The sequence below is a fragment of the Sporosarcina sp. P13 genome, from assembly GCF_002743055.1.
Lineage (GTDB): Bacteria > Bacillota > Bacilli > Bacillales_A > Planococcaceae > Sporosarcina.
Genome location: NZ_PDYM01000011.1, coordinates 48,904 through 63,289, shown reverse-complemented (window position 1 = coordinate 63,289; position 14,386 = coordinate 48,904). Strand labels below are relative to the sequence as shown.

Sequence of the window (14,386 nt, the reverse complement as noted above, 5' to 3'; positions counted from 1 at the left end):
TCTTGTTATTAATACATTCCACTCGCGAAGAATTCATGCCATAACAAACAAAAAGAGGCTATATTGGCAAACGGATCCCGTCTGTCAATATAGCCCCCTTATTGTCTAAATAACTATAGGCTTCATTCTACTATTCAGATGTGATTAATTCCTAAACCAATGGCCTCATGCTCGAATCCACGAACGGGCGCACCAATCGTTCCATAAACCGCAACAGCGATCCATTCACCTTCTGTTTCTTTCTCAAAAGGGGTTCCCCGCACAATCGCAAATCGCAGGCCTGCCGTTCGCAACATGCCACCAAGCTCCACTTGCCCGCGCGTCACACCATGCATCGCTTCGATGATTGCGTGATAGAGTGCATGCATTTCTCGATAGACGTCTTGGTCTACAATTCCTTGTCGTTTGGCTAGTGTTTCAATGGCCGCTACTATTTTCTGCGACTCCATCGAACCCACTTTCCCTTTACCGAATCGCCAGCCTAGTTGCTGTAAATCATTCTCAATTCGAAGTTCTTCTACTTCACTGTCTGAAAATGAGTACAAAACCGCCTGACGTCCGATTCTCGTATCAAGCTTTTTCATACTGTACCTTCTTTTTATGTGTACTTGAATTCTATTTTTCACTAATGACTACTTCTATTATTACAGACGAGTGGTAGTTGGTCAATGATTTTAAGCGCTTTCTTTTTCGCTACTACATCAAAAACACGGTGCGAATATGTTGCCCGCACCGTGTCGTTATTGATTAATCAAATTGTTTCGTCAAGTTGGCCATTTCAATTGCAGATACAGCTGCATCCCAGCCCTTATTGCCCGCTTTCGTGCCTGCACGTTCAATAGATTGTTCAATCGTGTCTGTTGTCAGCACGCCGAAAATCACGGGTATTCCTGATTGCATGCTCGCTTGCGAAACACCTTTTGCTGCTTCATTGCAAACAAAGTCGAAGTGAGGTGTTGCTCCGCGGATTACGGTACCTAACGTAATTACTGCATCATATTTTTTAGAGTCCGCCATTTTCTTCGCGATCAACGGGATTTCAAATGCACCCGGTACCCATGCGATGTCAACGTCCGCTTCATCTACACCGTGACGTTTAAATGCGTCTTGAGCTCCAGAAAGCAACTTACCTGTGATGAATTCGTTAAAACGTCCTACGACGATTCCTACTTTTAATCCTGTACCTACTAAATGTCCTTCAAATAAATTCCCCATGTTTATCTCTCCTTAAATTGTTAGTAAATGACCAAGTTTTTGCGCTTTTGCCTGTAAGTATCTTTCGTTCTCTTCTTTTGCTGGCAATTGAATGGGCACACGTTCGATTACTTCTAACTCGTAACCTTTCAAGCCTGCGATTTTCTTTGGGTTATTCGTCAATAAACGCATTTGTGTAATTCCTAGTTCGCGCAGAATTTGTGCACCAATACCATAATCACGTAGATCTGCTGCAAATCCGAGTTTTTCATTAGCCTCGACTGTGTCGTAGCCTTGTTCCTGTAGTTCATAAGCTTTAAGTTTATTGATCAAACCGATGCCTCTACCTTCTTGACGCATATATAGCAAGACACCGCGACCTTCTTGCTCAATCTGCGCAAGAGCAGCATGAAGTTGCGGTCCGCAATCACATCTGCAAGAGCCGAATACGTCGCCCGTCAAACACTCCGAATGCACACGTACAAGTACGGGTTCTTCCGTCGTTACGTCGCCTTTAACTAGCGCAACATGTTCCTTGCCAGTCAATGTCTCGGTATAGCCGACCATACGGAACTCACCAAAATCTGTCGGCAATTTAATTTCCGCTTCTTTGACAACTAACTGTTCCCGTTGCAGACGATAGTGAATCAAGTCTTGAATTGTAATCAACTTCAGATCTAGCGCTTCTGCCATTTCGCGCAATTCTGGTACACGCGCCATTGTGCCATCTTCACTCATAATTTCACAGATGACACCCGCTGATGAATAGCCCGCAAGTCTAGCTAAATCAACCGCCGCTTCCGTATGGCCTGTACGTTTTAAAACGCCACCCGATTTAGCTACAAGTGGAAAAATGTGACCCGGACGCTTAAATTCCCCTGCAGTAGCTGTCGGTTCCATCATTTTAACGATCGTATCTGCACGTTCAAATGCACTGATTCCTGTATGTGTTGAACAGTGGTCCACACTGATTGTAAATGCTGTACCATGTGAATCTGTATTATCATCAGTCATCATCTGCAACCCTAGTTGCGCGGCTTTTTGTTCAGTCACCGGCACACAAATTAATCCGCGACCTTTCGTTGCCATGAAGTTAATAATTTCTGGTGTCACTAAATCCGCAACTGCGACAAAATCTCCTTCATTTTCACGATCTTCGTCATCCACAACAATAACTACTTTGCCCTGTTTTAAATCTTCTAACGCTTCCTCTACTGTATGGAACATCCCTATTCACTCCTTCTAGTTGACTCATTCTTCACATAAATCCGTGTTGTTTCAAGAAGTCCTCTGTCATGGAAGGACTATTACCCTGCCTTTTCATGAGCATATTCTCGACGTATTTCGCAAGCATATCACATTCAAAATTCACGACTTCCCCTTGTTGCTTTTTCGCTAACACTGTCATTTCCTGTGAATGTGGGATTAATGAAATCGTAATTTCTGTTTGATCAACTTCAAATATCGTCAACGATGTGCCATCCAATGCAATCGAACCCTTTGGCAATAGGTACGGTGCATAAGCTTCTGGTAGCGATAATCGTATATAGAGTGCGTTATCGACTGTCCGTTTTTGACGAATCGTCGCCACTCCATCGACGTGTCCAGTTACAAAATGCCCGCCAAATCGACCATTTGCAGCAAGTGCGCGTTCCAAATTCACACGACTTCCAGCAGTCAACTGACGTAACGAAGTAGATGAAACCGTTTCCGGCATAACATCTGCTGAAAATTGCTCTTTCGTAAAGTCTTTGACCGTCAAACAAACACCGTTAACCGCGATACTGTCGCCTAAGCGGACATCAGATAATACGGTAGATGCAGCAATTGTCAACGTCATCGATTGGGGACCAGGCTGTATACTCTTAACCGAACCTATTTCTTCAATGATTCCTGTAAACACTGCTTACTCACTCGCTTTCGGTACCGCTATAATTTTAATGTCTGGTCCAATCATTTCCACACTTTCAAAAACGAGCGGGAAGGCCTCGTCCATAAATGCAGGATCTAGTCCACTAACAGGCGTCAATGATCCACTTCCACCAAGCATTTTTGGAGCCATATAGCAAATCACTCGCTGAACTGCACGTGCTTTGACGAATGAAGCGTTAACTGCAGCTCCACCTTCTACTAGTAACGTCATCACACCACGCGAGCCTAGTTCTAGCAAAATATCTTCTACCAAAAGCGTTGCGATCGGCATACGAATAATGTGCACATGCGCTTTTTGTAATAACTGTTCCTTTGCGAAGTCTGCTTCATTTCCGCAAAAAATCCATGTGGGTGTTTCATCATGTTGAATGACGTGACTATCCACAGGCGTTCGTAACCATGTATCTAAAATAACTCGAATAGGATGTTTTCCACCTTGGGGCAATCTGGTGGTGAGAAGAGGATTATCAAGAAGAATAGTTTGTACGCCTACTAAAATCGCATCTTGCGTATGGCGAAGCAGATGAACATCAAGTCTTGCAAGCTCACTCGTCACCCATTTACTATCTCCTGATGAAGTTGCAATCTTACCGTCAATCGTCATTGCTGTTTTCATTGTCACATGAGGTGTTTTGTTTTGAATAAAATGAAAGAATGGTTGATACAATTTACGTCCTTGATCTATACAAAAATTTTCCGTTACTTCTACACCTGAAGCTCGCAACCGCTCAATCCCTTGACCAGCTACTAATGGGTTCGGGTCAGAAATAGCCACATACACGCGTTTGACACCCGCCTCAATGACAGCATCAGCACAAGGCGATGTTTTTCCGGTATGCGAACACGGTTCAAGCGTCACATATAAATCGGCACCTTCCGCTTGCGCGCCGGCCATATCAAGAGCAACTCGCTCCGCATGCCGTTCTCCTGCACGTAAATGCGCTCCCATCCCAATGATTCGACCGTCTTTTACTAAGACAGCACCCACTGGCGGATTGGGAGATGTTTGGCCTGCAACACTTTCAGCGAGCTTTAACGCCATTTCCATATAGGCTTGATTCACTACACAACACTCCAGCTTGCTAAATTCCTCTTGTGACAAAACAAAAAGCCCCGCTGTGTAAAAAAAGCGGGGCTCTGACCATGACTAAATAAGCGTTAGTATTAACGTTTTTAAAAGTTCGTTCCTTCTCTCATCCAGACTTTAACTGTCGGCTTTGGAGTTTCACCAAATCCACCTTCTGCTTGTAAAAAGCATCCGGGTCACGGACTAAGAGCTTTGTAGCTCATCACCGCCGGTAGGGATTTCCACCCTGCCCCGAAGGAAACTTATTCGATTAGTTATAAGTTTAGCACATAGTATAGTGAAATGACAATCACTGAATATTTATTCAACTAAAAACTCCATTGTATCAACTGTGAATTGATCGATCACTTTCATATTCGGCGCATAGCCAATACCCGATTCATTAGGGACGGTAATATAACCATTTTCAGCTACGACTTCCGGCGTGATAATATCCTGATCCCAATAGCGTGAAGAACCTGCTGTATCGCCCGGCAACGTAAAATTATGCAGTGTTGTCAACGCCACATTTTGCGCACGTCCGATGCCTGATTCAAGCATTCCTCCGCACCATACGTCAATGCCCTTTTCAGCGCAATAATCATGAATTTTCTTCGCTTCAGTTATCCCACCGACACGACCGACTTTGATGTTGATAATTTTACAGCTACCAAGTTCTACTGCTTTACGAGTATCTTCTAGCGAATGAATACTTTCATCTAGACAAATCGGTGTCTTAATCTGCTGCTGTAATGTAGCGTGATCAATAATATCGTCAGACGCAAGTGGTTGCTCGATCATCATGAGATTAAATTGATCCAATTCTTTCAGTAACTCCACATCGTCTAGCGTATATGCAGAGTTGGCATCAGCCATTAAAGGCACATCGGGGAATTCCTGACGAATCGAGCGGATTACTTCTACGTCATGCCCCGGCTTAATCTTTATTTTAATACGCTTATAGCCTTCATCGATAAAACCTCTAACATTCGCAAGTAAATCTTCCACATTCTTTTCGATTCCAATACTAATACCTACTTCGATCCGATCACGTTTACCACCCAATGCCTCTGTAAGTGAGATGTTGTGATGTTTCGCATAAAGATCCCACACCGCCCCTTCAATCGTCGCTTTCGCCATATTGTTTTTGCGGATTGGTGCAAACAATTCACTAACCTCGTCAGGATGTTCAATCGTCTTGCCTAGCACTGCTGGAATTAAAAAATCGCGTAACATATGAATCGTTGTTTCTGTCGTTTCTTCACTATACCAAGGATATGTAAATGCGACAGACTCTCCCCATCCTTCATTCCCTTTCTCGTCTTGGACGGTTGCAAGCAAGAAGTCTTTTTGTTGAATCGTGCCGAAACTTGTTGTAAACGGATGTTTCATCGTCATATTCATTCGACGAAGTGTAATCTTTTCTATTTTCATTTGAGAGACTCCTTTGATTTTGCAAGTGGAATAATAGATCGCTTGCAAAAACGATAATAGTGTACAGTTTCTTCAGTTCTACGTACGTCAATTAATACGAAACCCGCATCGCATAGCTGTTGAAACACTGCCCTTGTTTTCAGTCTCCAATCATATGCAAGTTCAGGTTGCTGCTTTTTCATGAGCTGAATATGCTTTGGCACAGGCACTTCCACTGACTCGGCAGATAACCACTCTTGCCCTTCAGGAAGCTGCAATACCGGAAACTTCCCAGCGGAAAATTCGACACTACATGGAGTAATATACTTTATAGTTGTTGGTTGCCAGTGCTCTGTAACGCGCGGACTATTAATCCACCAAGCGACTTGGAATCGATCAGTCGGCAACCCTTTATTGAGACCATCAGCCATTTTACCGTAGCAATTAACGATATAGTCATAGCACACACCATATAGTTTCGACGTATTCAAATAGGCGTTGCGACTCTCTAGCGGATCAAACGTCCAGACAATCAACTCATACCCCATCCCACGCGCAACACGTAGTTGTTCGTCTTTCAACAACTTACCAATGCCCATCAGTTGAAATTCCTGATCCACCGCTAACATATGAGAGCATAAATATGACTGTCCTTCAGCGTAACCAGCGAAACTATACGAATAGCCAATCAAACGCTTGCCGATGAACGCGCCGATAATGAGCCCACCATTTTTCACCGCTGTAATGGTTTGATGGACAGGAATCGGCTCCATTCCCCAAATTTGCTTCTCCAATTTCTGCATCTCTAAAATCTCTTCCACTGCTATTACTTTCCTAATGTCAATTTCATTTGTCATCGGTGCACCTTCTATTTTTTAGATTGGAATGCTATTTCAATAGCGCTCACAAGAATTTCGATTCCCGTCAGTAACGACGCTTCGTTAAATGTCATTTGCGGATGGTGAAGACCTGGCGATAAACCACACCCGAGACCAAGCATCGTACTTTTTATTTTCGGACGATGTACTGCATAGAAATGGAAATCCTCTCCACCCGGCGTGACGATTGTTCGCACGGTTTTCTCTTTTCCTACCGTTCTCGCAATCGCCTCCGCCATAATTTGTTCCGCTTCTGGATTCACTTCTGCAGCAACCATTTCAGACATGACATGGTGAGCAATTTCTACATCATATTGTTCAGCGACCGCCTGTATCACACGTTGAACATGTTGATACAACTCATCCATAACGTTATTTTGTTGCGAACGAAGATCTAAACTAAATTTCGCAGTCCCCGGAATAATATTCGCCGAATCTCCACCAGCTTGGAACATGGTCATCTTCGCAGTATGGGATACCATCGGATTACAGTGAATGGACTGCAATGCTTGCACTAATGAAGCACCTACTTCAATCGCGTTTTTCCCTTGATGCGGTCGTGCACCATGAGCTTCAGTTCCTGTAATTGTACCCGAAATCATTTTTGCAGCACCATGCTGAAGAGAAGCGGCAGAACAGCCATCATCGAGTTCATCCGCAGCTCGTAAATGCACACCAAATAGATAGTCGATATCATCCATTATGCCTTGGTCAAGGACAGCAAGAGCACCTTTCCCTTTTTCTTCAGCTGGCTGAAAAATGACTTTCAATGTACCTATAGTAGGAATTCCGCGTTCTTTCGCCAACAACAGCGCACCAATCGCCATTGTCATATGGCCGTCATGACCGCATGAATGATTTGCTTGATAGACACCGTCCACTTCCTGCCAAAGCGCATCAATATCAGCCCGTAAGCCGACGACTGGAGAACCTTGCCCAATGGTTACGGAGAAGCCAGTGATCCCTTTAAACAACGAGACTTCAAACCCTTGACTTTCAAGGAAATCTTGCAAGTAGCGCGTCGTCTCAATTTCTTTCCAACTGACTTCTGGGTGACTATGCAAATGCGCAAAAACTTCTTCGATCTTCGGTTTCAGCAACTGCAATTGTTCATTCATTAAACTCCCTCCTTATAAAACTTGTTGAACTTTTTAATCTTTCGAACGATTCACATCAATTCTAACATAAAAAAAGACTTCCCTATCACTTTAAAAGTGAAGAGAAGTCTTTACATTAAAACGTCCAAAGAATCATCATGCCGAATAGCAATGTCATGTAATTCACTGAATATAAGAACATAAGGTTGGCCCATTTGTAATCGTCTTTTGCGTAGAAACCATAGATGCTTGCTGCTATATAGCCAACGTTCATCAATGTTGCGATGACGATAAATGCTGTACCAAACATAGGTAGCAAAAATGGCAGTGGCAGTAAACAAAGTACATAGATCAACATTTGGCGCTTGGTGAATTCAAAGCCGCGCACGACTGGTAACATCGCTACATTTGCCGCTTTGTAATCCTCATATTTCTTCATCGCGATCGCAAATGTATGTGGCATTTGCCAAATGAACAAAATTGCGAATAAAACGATAGGTACTATATGATTCGCTGACATAATTGCCGCCCAACCGATAAGTGGTGTTACGGCACCTGACAAACTTCCGATTACCGTATTTAATGTGTATTTACGTTTAGACCACATCGTATAGGGTATCACATACGTAAACCATCCGATAAATGCGTAGATTGCCGCTTCAAAAGTGGTAAGCAACAGTAATACCATACCAATCGCAGATAATACCAACCCAATCTTCAAAACGGTCCGTAAGGAAAAGTTCCCCGTCACCGTCGGACGTTGTTTGGTCCTTTCCATAAAGGTGTCAATATCCGAGTCATACCAGTTATTCATGACGAGCGCACCCGCCATTAAACACGTACTGCCGATCATAGTCAGCCAGAATACGCTCCAATTCCCGGCAAGTGTCATACCTGAAAAGTGCAATGCTAGCCAAAATCCAGCGAATACCGGCAAGACGTTTGCTATAAGTACAGGTCCTTTAATCAATGATTTAATATCTGAGAAGAAGGTAGACGCCGAGCGACTATGCGTAGTAGTCGATACAACATGAGCTTCTTTCGTCATAAGTTCCGTTCCCCTTTTACATTACATTTATATACTAATTACATTCGTACTACTAACTATATCATCTTCTCAAAAGTAAAATCAAAAAAACTTGGTATTTCCTTAAAAACTGTTACAATTCTTTGTCTTTCTAGCAAGCAGAAGAAAAATTTCGGGACTTTTCTACAATCTATTTTGAACTGTAAATTTACTATACGGTCATACAACAATTTCCTCTATTAATCGACTCAAGGAAAACCTATACCCACTATAGGATAGAGTCATTATCAAACCACTTAAGAATAACTAGATTCCCTTTACTTTTTTATACTATTTTACGAAAAAATTCTGTAAGTATAGCCTCCACTCTAGCTAATTACCTGAATAATTAAATTGATATTAATTTTACTATACTGTAAACTAACTAAATAATATCATGAAAAAACAATGATAATTTTTCCTTAATCTCTTCAACTCCCATCTTCTTTTACCTGTGGATGCATATAAGAGATTCGAGCAAAAAATATCATTTCGTGATAAAAAAATAATAAGTAGAAAGGGTTTGATTTTTTGAGAAAGATTACGTTGTTTTTATCAGTTTTCACATTACTACTTTTAACTGCTTGTGGTAATAGTACGAGTAAAGATTCAATCGACGAAATTAAATTGGCAGATGCAGGATGGGACAGTATTCGCGTTCATAATAGTATCGCGCAAATCATCTTAGAAGAGGGGTATGGCTACAAAACAGATGTAGTGAACGGTACATCTACTGCAACTTTCCAGGCATTGCAGCAAGGTGATATTAACGTTTATACAGAAGTTTGGTCGGACAACTTGGGGGAAGCGTATACAAATGCAATCGACAGCGGAGACATTGAAACTGTTTCGACGAATTTTAACGACAACTCGCAAGGCCTCTATGTTCCGACATACGTTATAAAAGGTGATCCAGAGCGTGGTATCGAAGCGGTAGCTCCAGATTTAAAAACAGTAAGAGACTTGGAGAAGTATCCTGAACTGTTTCAAGATCCCGAAAACAAGAAAATGGGTCGAATCATCGGTGCACCATCAAGCTGGATAGTCAGTAAGCACTTGGGTGAAAAAATGACCGCTTATGGTTTGGATGAAAAGTTTACGTATCTAGCTCCAGGTTCAGACTCAGCTATCGTAGCTGACTTAGCTAGCGCATATAAAAAAGGTGAGCCATGGGTCGGGTATTACTGGTCACCTACTTGGGTAACAGCAACATACGACTTAACACTTTTGGAGGACGATCCATTCGACCAAGTAGCGTGGGATAAAGACAAGTCAGGTGAATTCCCTCCAAACGATGTATTCGTCAGTGTTCATAAAGACTTGAAAACACAAGCTCCCGAAGTAGTGGAGTTCTTCAGTCATTATGAAACAAGTAGTGCATTAACAGAAGAAGCATTGAAATATATGGGTGAAAATGATGCGAATCCTCATGATACCGCAAAATGGTTTATGAAAGAACATGAAGATATTTGGGCTCAATGGGTGCCTGAAGATGTTGCTAAGAAAGTAAAAGCAGCGCTATAAACACTATAGAATGTGGGGTGGACGCTTTCCGCTCCATCCCTTTCTTTTTTCCACAAACTTAACTTACATTAGAGAAAGAGAGGGACAAGCTAGTATGACCTAGCTTACCGCCTATGAATGAATTTCCCGACGTACGAATACCTATAGGAGATTATGTTGAAAAGTTTATCGATTTTCTCGCAATGAATTTTGGTTGGCTGTTTGACTTTATCTTCGTGATTGCCTCTACGACTATACGTACAATCGAAACAACTCTTTTAGCCACACCTTGGTGGGTCATTATGATCATCGTTTTCTTATTAGGATGGTATTTTAATAATATATTTGGAGGATTACTGTTTGCAGCCTTCATATTTTTAATAGGATCTTTTGATCTTTGGGCAGATACGATGACAACAGTTGCGATTATTGTCATTTCCGTTGTACTTTCCCTCGCAATCGGGATACCGGTTGGCATATTAATGGCTTTTAGCCGAGCATTCTCTGTCATTATGCGACCTATTTTGGATGCGATGCAGACGATGCCTACATTCGTCTACTTAATACCTGTAATATTCTTCTTTCCTTTAGGAAACGTACCCGCAATTATTGCGACAATCATTTACGCATTACCACCTGTTATTCGGTTAACTGAACTCGGTATCCGAAATGTCGATGATGAAGTGATTGAATCTGCTGAATCATTCGGATCCTCACGTAACCAAATGCTTGTAAAAGTACAGCTTCCTCAAGCTTTGCCCACGATGATGGCAGGTATTAACCAAACAACAATGATGGCATTATCTATGGCTGTTGTCGGATCAATGGTCGGGGCGCACGGTCTAGGTGAACGTGTATTGTATTCGATTAACCAAATTAATATTTCATTAGGATTTGAAGCTGGAATCAGTATTGTATTTTTAGCAATCATTATTGATCGCATCACTAATGGAGTGGCAGACCGCCTACAAAATACTAGGAGGAGATCAGCATGACCGTTAAAATCAAAGTAGAGAATGTCACCAAGATTTTTGGTCCGCGTCCTAAAAGGGTCATTCCATTAATTGAAAAAGGCACTTCTAAACGCGAAATACTTGACAAGACCGGCCATACAGTAGGTGTTTATAATGCCAATATGGAAATCATGGAAGGCGAAACATTCGTTATCATGGGCTTATCCGGTAGTGGTAAGTCAACGTTGATTCGATGCTTCAACTTACTGAACAAACCAACGTCTGGAGCTATTTATGTAGATGGTGAAAATATCGTCAAATACAATAAAGAACAATTAAAGTTTTTCCGTCAAAAGAAAATTGCGATGGTTTTCCAGCATTTCGGCTTGTTTAGTCACCGTACCGTGATGGAAAATATCGAATATGGTTTGGAAATCCGTGGGCTTTCAAAAACCGAAAGACGAAACATTGCTCAAAAGCATATCGAGACGGTTGGACTTAAAGGGTATGAAAACCAGTATCCTGATGAACTTTCAGGCGGTATGCGGCAACGTGTAGGAATTGCGCGTGCGCTGACTAACGATCCTGACATTCTCTTAATGGATGAGCCATTCAGTGCGCTGGACCCTCTGATTCGCAGAGAAATGCAACTAGAGCTTTTGGATATTCAGACACGTTTACAGAAGACGATCATTTTTATCACACACGATGTCAACGAAGCATTCAGAATTGGAGACCGCGTCGCAGTTATGAAAGATGGGAATGTGGAGCAAGTCGGAACACCAGAAGATTTATTGGAATCACCTGCGAATGATTATATCGTCGAGTTTACTCGTGAAATTGACCGTTCTAAAGTTCTCCAAGCTGAGAATATCATGTCAAAACCGCTAAGTGTTATGAATAGTAAAGACGGCCTACATGTTGCAATTAAAAACATGGAAGAGCACGGGATTTCCAGCGTCTTCGTCACCAATCGTCAACGTCAGCTACTCGGTTTAGTCACGATTGATCAAGCGATTGATGGTGTGAAAAACCGTAAAACAATCGATGAAGTGATGTCAACAGATGTTGTCACGGCCCATCCCGAAGAATATGTACAAGATATCATCCCACGCGTTCTCGATTCAAAATATCCACTTGTCGTAGTGGATGAAACGAATCGCATTAAAGGTATCATCTTACGCGTACACGTCCTTTCAAGTATTATTAGTAATACTTCAGAGGACAGTAACGAAGAGAATGCTGAAGAGCAAAGCATACCTACAGAAACAGTAGTAAGTGAATAAAAACAGGGAAGAAATGGCACTGGCCACCTCTTCCCTGTTTTTTAATTTCTTTATTCATTCTTTCCCGAGACGCCCGCACTTTCAAACGTTGCCATTTCATGTACCATACGGACGGCGGATTGAATAATGCTAAAAGCAACTACCGCGCCTGTTCCTTCACCAAGTCTCATATCTAGTGAAACAATTGGCACTTTCCCTAAATATTCAAAGGCTTTTTGATGTCCTGGTTCCATCGATTGATGGCCAAGTAGCATATAATGTAATGCCCCCGGCGCAATTTTGTCCGCTACACATGCCGCAGCAGTAGAAATAAATCCATCCAACACAACCGGTATATGGTTTGAAGCGGCCGCAAGCATAGCTCCTACCATTGCTGCGACTTCTAAGCCACCCACTTTACGTAAGATGTCATAGCCATCTTGTGGATTCACTTGGTGGAATTCAAGCGCCTTTCGCACGACATCAATTTTATGTAAATGCTGTTCAGATGAAATACCTGTACCGAAGCCAACTACCCCCGCTGGATCTAACGCTGTCACAGCCGCGACAATTGCACTGCTCGTTGTCGTATTACCAATTCCGACTTCCCCTACGACTAAACAGTCAACACCCTCTTCAAATATAGCAAGTGCTTCTTCATAACCTATCGCTAGCGCCTGTTCGACTTCTTCCTGAGTCATCGCTTCTGTTTGTAAGAAGTTTTTAGTTGCTTGGCGAACTTTATGATTTTTCACAGGTGCCGAAAAATCTTCACCCTTCACTCCCACATCAACCAATGAAAACTTCGCTTGTTGCTGTCTGCCGAAGACATTGATAGCTGCGCCACCCTGCGCCATATTATCAACCATTTGACGCGTCACTTGCTGAGGAAATGCTGAAATTCCCTCATCTACAACCCCGTGGTCTGCAGCAAATACGATAATCCCTAGTTGATTCATAACAGGCTGTCGTTGTCCTGTCATTTCAGCGAGTTGTACGACGATTTCTTCTAACTTCCCTAAACTTCCAATAGGTTTCGTTAATGTATCTAAATATTCTTTAGCTTGTATCCCAGCTTCTTCATTCAATGCGGGAATTTTGTAGTTACTCAAAAAAACTCCTTCTTTCCACATATTTTTTCTAGTTCAAGTTCACTTCCCTAGTATATCATGAAGTTAAAACGGGGCGCATTCTACCCCGACAAGTTATAATATGAGATATACGCTAGCTAAGTTGATTTACTATACATAAATTTGGGTATAACATAATCATCAGACAAAAGGAGACGATGCAGATGATTAGCGAAAAATTAGCACAAGCATTGAATACTCAAATGAACAATGAATTTGCGGCAGCTCAGACGTACTTATCTATGGCATCTTATTGTGAATACCGCAACTATAGCGGATTCGCTCACTATTATCTTCAACAAGTAGAAGAAGAGCGTATTCACGCAATGAAAATCTATTCGTATTTAAATGACCGCGGCATCCGTGCTATCATTACAGAAACGCCTGCTCCCGCAACTTCATTCGACAGTTTAGTCCACACATTTGAAGTAGCACTAGAGCAAGAAAAAGAAGTAACCAAATCATTCTACAGCATCATGGACTTGGCTTGGGAAGAAAAAGAACACGCAACAATTTCTTTCTTGAACTGGTTCCTTGATGAACAAGTGGAAGAAGAAGCGACATTTGATAAACATATCGAATACTTGAAGCGAATTCGTGAAGATAAGAACGCATTGTTCATCTACGAGAAAGAACTTGCTACACGTTCATTTGCGGACGAATGAAAATAGGCTAGGCGATAAATCGCCTAGCCTATTTTTTCTTTTTTATACGTTCTAGACAACTTTCACAAATACAGTGTTTATACAGTTCCTCTTCCGGAATTTCTCGAAACACTTCATCTGGAAATACTTTATCCGTACACCAACAGCTTCCTGCTTCTTTTGGAAGGCCATTCCCACATTGATTAGCTCCTCGACAAATCGGACAGACATCTTTCATCATGTTC

The 14,386-nt window shown here is 42.0% G+C and carries 15 protein-coding genes and 1 riboswitch; of the genes, 4 read left to right on the top strand and 11 right to left on the bottom strand.

Features of this window, described 5'->3' with window-relative positions; genetic code table 11:
* Nucleotides 1-134 precede the first annotated feature (134 nt).
* The 9 genes from hutP to cyoE all read right to left on the bottom strand — a co-directional run bounded on the left by hutP (nucleotide 135) and on the right by cyoE (nucleotide 8,628).
* A complete protein-coding gene (gene hutP, locus CSV79_RS07565; protein WP_099688433.1) occupies nucleotides 135-584 on the bottom strand; it encodes a histidine utilization transcription antiterminator HutP in 450 nt (149 codons plus the stop codon).
* 163 nt (nucleotides 585-747) lie between these two features.
* Nucleotides 748-1,215, bottom strand: a complete 468-nt coding sequence (gene ribH, locus CSV79_RS07560; protein WP_099688432.1) for a 6,7-dimethyl-8-ribityllumazine synthase — start codon at nucleotides 1,213-1,215, stop codon at nucleotides 748-750.
* A gap of 12 nt (nucleotides 1,216-1,227) precedes the next feature.
* Nucleotides 1,228-2,421 carry a bifunctional 3,4-dihydroxy-2-butanone-4-phosphate synthase/GTP cyclohydrolase II gene (locus CSV79_RS07555; protein WP_099688431.1) on the bottom strand — a complete coding sequence of 398 codons (1,194 nt, stop codon included), beginning with the start codon at nucleotides 2,419-2,421 and terminating at the stop codon, nucleotides 1,228-1,230.
* Between the two features lie 31 nt (nucleotides 2,422-2,452).
* Nucleotides 2,453-3,097, bottom strand: coding sequence for a riboflavin synthase (gene ribE / locus CSV79_RS07550; RefSeq protein WP_099688430.1), 645 nt, complete (start codon nucleotides 3,095-3,097; stop codon nucleotides 2,453-2,455).
* A gap of 3 nt (nucleotides 3,098-3,100) precedes the next feature.
* Complete coding sequence (ribD, locus tag CSV79_RS07545; RefSeq protein WP_143560547.1) at nucleotides 3,101-4,189, bottom strand: bifunctional diaminohydroxyphosphoribosylaminopyrimidine deaminase/5-amino-6-(5-phosphoribosylamino)uracil reductase RibD; 1,089 nt, start codon at nucleotides 4,187-4,189, stop codon at nucleotides 3,101-3,103.
* Between the two features lie 118 nt (nucleotides 4,190-4,307).
* Nucleotides 4,308-4,456: riboswitch (FMN riboswitch) on the bottom strand.
* Between the two features lie 57 nt (nucleotides 4,457-4,513).
* Nucleotides 4,514-5,626 (bottom strand): o-succinylbenzoate synthase, encoded by a 1,113-nt coding sequence (menC, locus tag CSV79_RS07540; protein ID WP_099688429.1) that lies wholly within the window; start codon nucleotides 5,624-5,626, stop codon nucleotides 4,514-4,516.
* Nucleotides 5,623-6,462 carry a GNAT family N-acetyltransferase gene (locus CSV79_RS07535; RefSeq protein ID WP_099688428.1) on the bottom strand — a complete coding sequence of 280 codons (840 nt, stop codon included), beginning with the start codon at nucleotides 6,460-6,462 and terminating at the stop codon, nucleotides 5,623-5,625. The genes menC and CSV79_RS07535 overlap by 4 nt, the downstream gene beginning before the upstream one ends.
* A gap of 11 nt (nucleotides 6,463-6,473) precedes the next feature.
* A complete protein-coding gene (locus tag CSV79_RS07530; RefSeq protein ID WP_099688427.1) occupies nucleotides 6,474-7,601 on the bottom strand; it encodes a M20 peptidase aminoacylase family protein in 1,128 nt (375 codons plus the stop codon).
* A gap of 115 nt (nucleotides 7,602-7,716) precedes the next feature.
* On the bottom strand, nucleotides 7,717-8,628 hold the full coding sequence (gene cyoE, locus CSV79_RS07525; RefSeq protein WP_099688426.1) for a heme o synthase: 912 nt from the start codon (nucleotides 8,626-8,628) through the stop codon (nucleotides 7,717-7,719).
* 549 nt (nucleotides 8,629-9,177) lie between these two features.
* Between cyoE and CSV79_RS07520 the strand changes: the two genes are divergently transcribed.
* From CSV79_RS07520 to CSV79_RS07510, 3 genes are all read left to right on the top strand, one after another.
* Nucleotides 9,178-10,170: an ABC transporter substrate-binding protein gene (locus tag CSV79_RS07520; RefSeq protein WP_099688425.1), complete on the top strand. Its 993-nt coding sequence runs from the start codon at nucleotides 9,178-9,180 to the stop codon at nucleotides 10,168-10,170.
* A 113-nt stretch (nucleotides 10,171-10,283) separates the two neighbouring features.
* Nucleotides 10,284-11,144, top strand: coding sequence for an ABC transporter permease (locus tag CSV79_RS07515; RefSeq protein ID WP_099688424.1), 861 nt, complete (start codon nucleotides 10,284-10,286; stop codon nucleotides 11,142-11,144).
* Entirely contained in the window at nucleotides 11,141-12,388 is a 1,248-nt protein-coding gene (locus tag CSV79_RS07510) for a quaternary amine ABC transporter ATP-binding protein (RefSeq protein WP_099688423.1), read from the top strand. Before CSV79_RS07515 ends, CSV79_RS07510 begins: the two co-directional genes overlap by 4 nt.
* 50 nt (nucleotides 12,389-12,438) lie before the next feature.
* Here CSV79_RS07510 and cobT read toward each other — a convergent pair whose 3' ends face one another.
* Nucleotides 12,439-13,500 (bottom strand): nicotinate-nucleotide--dimethylbenzimidazole phosphoribosyltransferase, encoded by a 1,062-nt coding sequence (gene cobT / locus CSV79_RS07505; RefSeq protein WP_099688422.1) that lies wholly within the window; start codon nucleotides 13,498-13,500, stop codon nucleotides 12,439-12,441.
* Between the two features lie 161 nt (nucleotides 13,501-13,661).
* Here cobT and CSV79_RS07500 point away from each other — a divergent pair, with 161 nt between their 5' ends.
* Nucleotides 13,662-14,162 (top strand): ferritin, encoded by a 501-nt coding sequence (locus tag CSV79_RS07500; RefSeq protein WP_099688421.1) that lies wholly within the window; start codon nucleotides 13,662-13,664, stop codon nucleotides 14,160-14,162.
* Between the two features lie 28 nt (nucleotides 14,163-14,190).
* Here CSV79_RS07500 and CSV79_RS07495 read toward each other — a convergent pair whose 3' ends face one another.
* Nucleotides 14,191-14,382, bottom strand: a complete 192-nt coding sequence (locus CSV79_RS07495) for a cysteine-rich CWC family protein (RefSeq protein ID WP_099688420.1) — start codon at nucleotides 14,380-14,382, stop codon at nucleotides 14,191-14,193.
* Nucleotides 14,383-14,386 lie beyond the last annotated feature (4 nt).

Excerpts from the sequence above, each read along its gene's own strand:
- hutP (WP_099688433.1), bottom strand. The coding sequence starts at position 584 with ATGAAAAAGCTTGATACGAGAATCGGACGTCAGGCGGTTTTGTACTCA.
- ribH (WP_099688432.1), bottom strand. The coding sequence starts at position 1,215 with ATGGGGAATTTATTTGAAGGACATTTAGTAGGTACAGGATTAAAAGTA.
- CSV79_RS07555 (WP_099688431.1), bottom strand. The coding sequence starts at position 2,421 with ATGTTCCATACAGTAGAGGAAGCGTTAGAAGATTTAAAACAGGGCAAA.
- menC (WP_099688429.1), bottom strand. The coding sequence starts at position 5,626 with ATGAAAATAGAAAAGATTACACTTCGTCGAATGAATATGACGATGAAA.
- CSV79_RS07535 (WP_099688428.1), bottom strand. The coding sequence starts at position 6,462 with ATGACAAATGAAATTGACATTAGGAAAGTAATAGCAGTGGAAGAGATT.
- CSV79_RS07530 (WP_099688427.1), bottom strand. The coding sequence starts at position 7,601 with ATGAATGAACAATTGCAGTTGCTGAAACCGAAGATCGAAGAAGTTTTT.
- cyoE (WP_099688426.1), bottom strand. The coding sequence starts at position 8,628 with ATGACGAAAGAAGCTCATGTTGTATCGACTACTACGCATAGTCGCTCG.
- CSV79_RS07515 (WP_099688424.1), top strand. The coding sequence starts at position 10,284 with ATGAATGAATTTCCCGACGTACGAATACCTATAGGAGATTATGTTGAA.
- CSV79_RS07510 (WP_099688423.1), top strand. The coding sequence starts at position 11,141 with ATGACCGTTAAAATCAAAGTAGAGAATGTCACCAAGATTTTTGGTCCG.
- cobT (WP_099688422.1), bottom strand. The coding sequence starts at position 13,500 with ATGTGGAAAGAAGGAGTTTTTTTGAGTAACTACAAAATTCCCGCATTG.
- CSV79_RS07500 (WP_099688421.1), top strand. The coding sequence starts at position 13,662 with ATGATTAGCGAAAAATTAGCACAAGCATTGAATACTCAAATGAACAAT.
- CSV79_RS07495 (WP_099688420.1), bottom strand. The coding sequence starts at position 14,382 with ATGATGAAAGATGTCTGTCCGATTTGTCGAGGAGCTAATCAATGTGGG.